This is a genomic window from Paenibacillus sp. 01T422, from assembly GCF_056398785.1.
Genome location: NZ_JBFTQB010000344.1, coordinates 1 through 7,016, shown reverse-complemented (window position 1 = coordinate 7,016; position 7,016 = coordinate 1). Strand labels below are relative to the sequence as shown.

The 7,016-nt window shown below is 48.6% G+C and carries 5 protein-coding genes and 1 pseudogene; 3 read left to right on the top strand and 3 right to left on the bottom strand.

Features of this window, described 5'->3' with window-relative positions; translation table 11 throughout:
- The first annotated feature begins 446 nt into the window (after nt 1–446).
- Nucleotides 447–2,871, top strand: a pseudogene (locus AC1DUA_RS19365) (YhgE/Pip family protein).
- 98 nt (nt 2,872–2,969) lie between these two features.
- On the opposite strand, the gene AC1DUA_RS19360 reads toward AC1DUA_RS19365, so the two are convergent.
- Complete coding sequence (locus AC1DUA_RS19360) at nt 2,970–3,305, bottom strand: type II toxin-antitoxin system PemK/MazF family toxin (protein WP_477501325.1); 336 nt, start codon at nt 3,303–3,305, stop codon at nt 2,970–2,972.
- A complete protein-coding gene (locus AC1DUA_RS19355; protein ID WP_477501324.1) occupies nt 3,302–3,571 on the bottom strand; it encodes an AbrB/MazE/SpoVT family DNA-binding domain-containing protein in 270 nt (89 codons plus the stop codon). The genes AC1DUA_RS19360 and AC1DUA_RS19355 overlap by 4 nt, the downstream gene beginning before the upstream one ends.
- Nucleotides 3,572–3,824: 253 nt before the next feature.
- Here AC1DUA_RS19355 and AC1DUA_RS19350 point away from each other — a divergent pair, with 253 nt between their 5' ends.
- Entirely contained in the window at nt 3,825–4,502 is a 678-nt protein-coding gene (locus tag AC1DUA_RS19350; RefSeq protein WP_477501323.1) for a phosphatase PAP2 family protein, read from the top strand.
- Nucleotides 4,499–5,680, top strand: coding sequence for an MGDG synthase family glycosyltransferase (locus tag AC1DUA_RS19345; protein WP_477501322.1), 1,182 nt, complete (start codon nt 4,499–4,501; stop codon nt 5,678–5,680). The genes AC1DUA_RS19350 and AC1DUA_RS19345 overlap by 4 nt, the downstream gene beginning before the upstream one ends.
- A 189-nt stretch (nt 5,681–5,869) precedes the next feature.
- On the opposite strand, the gene AC1DUA_RS19340 is transcribed toward AC1DUA_RS19345, so the two are convergent.
- Entirely contained in the window at nt 5,870–6,778 is a 909-nt protein-coding gene (locus AC1DUA_RS19340; RefSeq protein WP_477501321.1) for an ArsR/SmtB family transcription factor, read from the bottom strand.
- Nucleotides 6,779–7,016 lie beyond the last annotated feature (238 nt).

The window sequence follows — 7,016 nt, the reverse complement described above, 5'->3', positions numbered from 1 at the left end:
CCCACACTCAGTCCCGCACTCGTCCCTCATTTCGTTTAGCACTCCGCCCTGCGCTCCTCCCACACTCAGTCCCGCACTCGTCCCTCATTTCGTCTAGCACTCCGCCCTGCGCTCCTCCCGCACTCATCCCGCACTAGCTCTCGCTCCGCACTTCCTTCCTCCCTCAGTTACTCTCTCCCACGCTCATCCCAACCATTAAAYCCCTCCCTCTTTTTCAGGCTCTATTCACACTTTCACCCACTTATCCACAAAATTACCCACAGTATCAACATGTCCACAAATCATACTGTGCATAAGGCTTGGTGCATTCTGTGCACATATCCACAGGTTAGGTTATCCACATGGGAGTAGTTGCTCGAATCCAATGTATTTGGTACTATTTTGTATGCGCAGGGGACTGTCAGGTTACATTAATAACCAAATGCGAAGGGATAGGTGGGGTGTCGATGAAAAAGATTTTCAGCATCTATCGGACGGATTTAATCAACTTATGGAGGGTGCCCACAGGTCTGTTCCTCATGGTTGCGCTTGCCATTTTGCCGTCTGTGTATGCCTGGATTAACCTAGAAGCGATGTGGGACCCTTATTCCAATACTTCGGGGATCAAAATTGCGGTAACGAGCAACGATCAAGGGGCGAAGATTGAGGATAAATCCATTAATATCGGGAACGAGGTTGTGGATAATTTAAAAGATAATCATACGCTGGGCTGGACCTTTGTGGACGAAGAAACGGCGCTGAAAGGTGTAGAACGCGGGGATTATTATGCGAGCTTAATTATTCCCGAGGACTTCTCGCGGAAAATAACGAGTATTGTGGATGGCACGTCAAAAGGCGATTGAGCTAGAGCAGAAGCTGCCCGAACTCAAAGAAAAAGGGCAGAAGATCCTCCAGCTTGAAGAGAAAATCCCGGATATTAACCGTGCGGCGGATACCGTTTTGAAGATTGAAGAGCGCTGGCCGAAGATCCAGGAAGTTGCGCAGGAAGTGCTGCTTATTCAGCAGAAGCTGCCCGAGATTCAGAAAGCTGCCAGCCGAGTGGCGGAGCTTGATCAGAATTTCGGCAAAGTGGAGGAGGTATTCAATACCGCTATTGATACATCCCGCAAAGCTGATGAGATCGTAAGCGCTGCCCTGAACACGCTGCCCCAGATCGACTCGATTGCGACGCAGGGTGCTGCTTTCGCTGATGCGCTCACGAGCTTTTTGCAGAAAAATGAGGCAGCTTTCCAAACTGTAATCCCAGTGGTGAAGCAAAATTTGACTTTGCTGCAACAAACAGCAGATGCTGTAACCCAGCTAACAGGGGTGCTGCAGGATGTAAATCTTGATCCGCAGAAAGCGCTGGCGGCTATAAGCCTTTTGTCTGAGCGCCTCACGTCCGGCGCGGCTGTTCTGGATAACACGATTGATTTGTTCACACGTTTGAATGCGAATGTGCCGAATAGCCCGTTCACGGATACCATCACGAAGTTGACGGGTCTTCGAACGAATATGGCTAATCAAATTCAAGCCTTGAATAAGCTGCAAAGTGCCATCGGGCGCGGCGAGAAGCCAGCCAAAGACATTGTGGATAACTTGAACAAATTATCCAAAGAGGCCAGCGCTGCGCTAGGCAGCATTCTCGCCAGGTACGATTCGGAGATTGTGCCGAATATGACCAAAGCCCTGGCGCAAATACTGTCCATCGCCCAGAACGCTGGGGGAGCGCTTCAAACATTGAAGGCGCAGCTGCCCAATATCAAAGGGATTTTGACGGATGCGCAGAATGGCATTCATTTTGCCCAGACGCAGTTGGATACCCTGCAAAAGGAGCTTCCGGACATCCGGGCGAAGGTGCACGAAGCGTCATCGACGCTTCAAAGCAAGCTGGATGCGTTCACCAGCGGGATCAATGAGGCGGCTCCGTTCATTCGCAATGACTTGCCGCGAGTCGAGCAGAAGCTGCATACGGCAGCGGATTTTGTCCGCAACGATTTGCCTGCGGCGGAGGAAGAAATCCGCAAAGTGGCGGATCTCTACCAGACGAAGCTGCCTGAAGTGGAGGAGGCCGTTCATCTGGCAGCTAATCTTGTGCGCAGCGATCTGCCGGCATTCGAAGAGGCTGTCTACAAGGCAGCTGACCAGATTCGCAAAGTCCAAGGAAGCGGCAGCGTCGAGGAGGTTCTTCGCTTGCTTCAAAATGACATTCAGAAGCAAAGTGATTTTCTCTCTAGTCCGGTACTGATCAAAGAGGACAAAAGATTTCCCATTCCGAACTACGGATCGGCGATGTCCCCTTTTTACACAACACTTTCGTTGTGGGTAGGTGCCATGCTGCTAGTCTCTCTGATGAGAGTAGATGTGGATAACTTGGATGGTGCCTACAAAACGCATCATATTTATTTTGGACGGATGATGATCTTCTTGACGATTGGATTGTTTCAAGCGCTGATTGTCACCCTTGGGGATATTTTTATCTTGGGAACTTATGTTGTGGATAAGATTTGGTTTGTTATTTTTGCGTTGTTAATTAGCATTGTGTTCATTACAATCACGTACACTTTGGTCTCTGTGTTTGGCAATATCGGCAAGGGTATCGCGATTATTTTCCTGGTGCTGCAGTTCTCGAGCTCGGGAGGGACGTTCCCGGTGAGCACAGCATCGCCATTTTTCCAAAAGCTGAATCCGTTCGTGCCGTTTACCTATGCGGTTGGGGTGATGCGCGAGGCCGTGGGCGGGATGCTGTTTTGGGTAGTGCTGAAGGATGTCATCTTTCTGTGCATGTTCATCGTGGCGTGCTATGTATTGGCGTTAGCTCTGAAAAAGCCGCTCAGCGGCTATACGAAGCGAGTAGCTGAAAAGGCGAAGATGACGAAGCTGATTTCTTAAGTGCAGTGATATATAGGGAGTACGGTTTACGAAGCGGAGAAAAGGAAAGAATGGATAGCAAGAGACGCGATGACCTGAGGCGGTGCCTTGGGTTTTTGCTATGCCAAAATAGAACGTGTATTGCGAAGTATTTCTTTCATTGAAACGGAATCTACAGGGAGGCTGCCGACAACTTTAATTTTACGCTTTCTTACGTCTAAACTTTTCAGTTGATCTGTGAGAACAACACCAGAGAAGGGAAGATCATCTGGAAGTGTTACCTCAAAAGCGTAGTCTTTTGACTGGCTAGTAATAGGACATACAAGTGCAAAACCCGTAAGCTCATTGAATTCTAATTCGGAAAGTACGACGGCAGGACGACGTCCAGCTTGCTCCCGCCCTGCTTGTGGGTCGAAAYCCAGCCAAACCAGATCGCCGCGTGATGGCGTGGTCAAATTAATTCGTCTCCTTCCATCCCAAGGTCCACTTCTTCATGTCGCGGTGATTCGGGTTTTATTTTTGAAAGCAGCATTTTCATATGAGCCTTTAATTCGGCGTTTGATTCATCCGGCTCCACGGAAGGGCGAAGGAGAATTTCGTTGTCTGATGTCAGGATAATCTGAAGCTCTGCGCCATCTTTCAGGTTAAGCTGTTTTAAGAACTGGTTCGGAATTCGGATGGCGCTGCTGTTACCCCACTTGCTCACTGTGACTGTTGTCATTAGGAACGGCTCCTCTCCCTTTTTATGAGTCAATTATAGCTCACCTCCACTACCATGTATATACATATAATATACATTTAATGTTTTTTTGATACATAGATGGGCTGGGGATGATTGTAGTCACGTAGAACTTAGCCTTTAGTCTAGGTTTTATCAAGACCTTTGGCTAAGCAAAGACAGTACCTTAGAGCGTTTAGAAGAAAAAGGTTCTCCTTTATTATGAAGATAACGTTAAGGAGAGCGAGGAATTCGTGTGAGATTAACATCGTGGTGGTCCTATTGCATGGCCTGCAGCGCATTGCTGCTGATCCCGTTGGTGGGTCTTATCTATGTTCATCTGAATCAAGCTGGGGGGATGGCTTACGACCTGGTGACCGATTTGGATCGGCAAATCCCGTTTGTGAAAGGTTTTGTCGTACCTTATCTATCGTGGTATGGATTTCTGCTTGTAGGCTTCCTGTACTTGGCGTACAAAGATCGCCGAAATTACTATATAACGCTAATTGAATTCGTGATAGGCTTGCTGATTTGCTATGGCGTATATGCCATATATCAAACTACTGTACCTCGGCCGGAGCTAACCGGTACCGATTGGCTGCTGCGGATGGTGGAGTGGGTGTACCGATCAGATCAACCGTTTAACTGCTTTCCAAGTACGCATGTACTGACCTCGTATCTCATGATGAGAGCTTATCTGCGTACGACTCGAGTCGCGACGCGCTACAAATTTATCGTAACCGCTATGTCGTTGCTCATCATCGTCTCCACACAGTTCGTGAAACAGCATGTCCTGCTCGATATCGTAGGAGCTGTTCTTGTGGTGGAAGGTGTTGTTTATGCCTTGGATCGCGCGCGCAGAGGCTGGATGACGGAATCGCGTATCAAAGTACGGACACAGCAAAGCAATCTCGAAGGAGGATTAAGACAATGAAACGCAGAGATAAACTATTGATTCTGACAGGCAGTTTAGGGGATGGACATAATAAAGCAGCTCAGGCGATTCTTGAGGCTACGAGATTGCATAAGCCTGACGTGGATGTGAAGGTGGTTGACTTTTTGGAGTGGACGCATCCTTACTTGCATGGTGTGGGCAAATATTGCTATATGCAGTGGGTGAAAAGTCTCCCTTCCGTATATGGTTATTTGTATCGCAAAACGCGTAATGATAATACTTTTTCCCATATGTTTAAAAAGATGAAATCATTCAGCACGGATCGGATGTTGGCGTTGTTGTACGAGGAGGAACCGACTGAGGTCGTGTGCACGTTCCCTGGGGCCGCCGCGGCGATGTCGTATTTAAAATGCAACGGCTTCACGACGGTGCCGACCGTTACRGTAATGACCGATTATACGGATCATAGTTATTGGATTCATCCGGGAACGGATCGTTATCTGGTTGGCGCTGAACATGTGAAGCAAGCGCTGCTGCGATACGGTGTTCCGGAGGAGCATGTCGTGGTTACGGGGATTCCAATTCGGAAGCCATTCACGCAGGTGTATGATCGGGCGGAGCTGCGAGATCATCATGGTTTGGACCGTGGAATGCCGACTGTGCTGGTGATGGGCGGCGGGCATGGCTTGATTGGCAAGCAGTTCAAATCCGTGCTGCAGTCGGATGAGCTGGCGGAGCCGGTGCAGTTCGTTTTCGTTTGCGGGCGAAATGAGAAGCTCAAACAGCTCCTCGAAGAGGAGCTTGGCGGCGAGAAAACGCGGCATCGCGTGAAGGTGACAGGGTTCGTGGACCATGTCCATGAGCTGATGGCTTTATCGGACCTGATCATCACGAAGCCGGGCGGTCTCACCATTTCGGAAGCAATGGCGCTGGAGCTTCCAATGATGTTGTATAAGCCGATCCCTGGCCAAGAGCAGGAAAACGCTGCGTACTTGGTCAGCTTAGGCGCGGCGATCGAAGTCAAAAATGCGCTGGAGCTGAAAAACCAGCTGCTTGAAGTGATCGCGAATCAATCGCTTTTATCGAAGCTGAAAGCGAACGTGAAGCAGAGCCAACAGCATCAGGATGCTCAGCATATGCTTGGTGCTATTTTTGAGACCCGCCATCATTTTATCCCGATGGCTGATGGTATGCGTTTGGCCTACGCCAACGGCTAAAATAGAGGTGTCTCCCTCTTTTTACCCTTCAAAAACACTCATTTTTCGCTAAAAAATGCACGATTCTTTAGCTTGTCAAGTTTGATGTCAATGAGTACGATAAGTGCTGGAAATCTATAGCTAGGTGATTTATATGGATGCTTAGCTTGACAAAATATCTAATTGTAAAGGTGTATTGGTTTCAGCAATCTATTTGTCCTCATGCATGGTGACGATGATATCCTGGGCGTAGTTGCCGAAGCTTTTGCCGAACAAGGTGATGCCACCGCAGTTAGGAGAGCTCTCCAAGGAGGCGATGCGGAACTGAATATCCTTGCCGAATGCCACGGATAGATCTTGGATGGTGGTATCGGATATTTTGGTGCCGTCCAGATAGGAGCCAGTGGGACTGACGGTAATGACTTTGAGCAGGCCGTGCTGCGTATTGCTGCTGCTCCACCAATCGGGCGATAGGACGCCTCGTTGAGAGCCGAAATCACCCGGACTCGTCCAGTTGCCGAGGGGGATGTCGTTGATGTAGAACGAGATATCCGAAGGCCAGTTCTCGTTGAACCCCGGCGCTTCGGAGCAAATTTCGAAAGAGATTTCCAGTGTGCGCAGTTTTTGATTGCTGTGAAGGAAATTGGGAATGCGGTACTCCACATAACCGCTGGCAAACCAGAGAATCCCCGCATGGACATGTCCTGGATCAGCAAAATAACGCGGATCATCCAGCACGCCGATAAGCTGAGTTGGAGAGGCAAGTCCGCAAGTTGGCTTAACCTCGAAGGAGGTGTATTGACCGATCGGAATAACAACTGTGTTCGTTGGAAGGTCGACCTGCTTCTTTGGTTTGAACTGCAGGACGGCTTGATCTATCTTCAAGTGGCATATTTTCTGAGTACCGCGAACACCGGTTGTGTTCTCGGAGAAGACGATGCCGGCTTGCTCGAGCTTCTGAATATGTTTGGTTACAATCGCTGATGAAATATCAAGCTTCTGAGAGAGTTGTTTGATGTTGAGAGGCTCCTGCCCGAGCAGCTCGATCATTTTCACGCGCGTTTCGGAGGAGAAGCATTCGAGAAAGGCCATATTTTTAGTGGAGACTTCAATTTGCATAAAAGGAACCTCAATCTTTAATTTTTATGTTTATTGTATAACTTGTAGGTTAATTTAACAAGTTGACATGGGACTCAAAAGCCGGTAACTGCTGAGGGGTGCACAATAGTGGCTCTTACGTACAAAATAGCAGGTGAGGTAAGTAGGATGGGGAATGCAACAAGTAGCTAATTTTTTGGCAGGTTGCTCGCTCGTGAGCTTATAGGTGCTCTATCTTGCACTTTGTGCAGGATAGAGC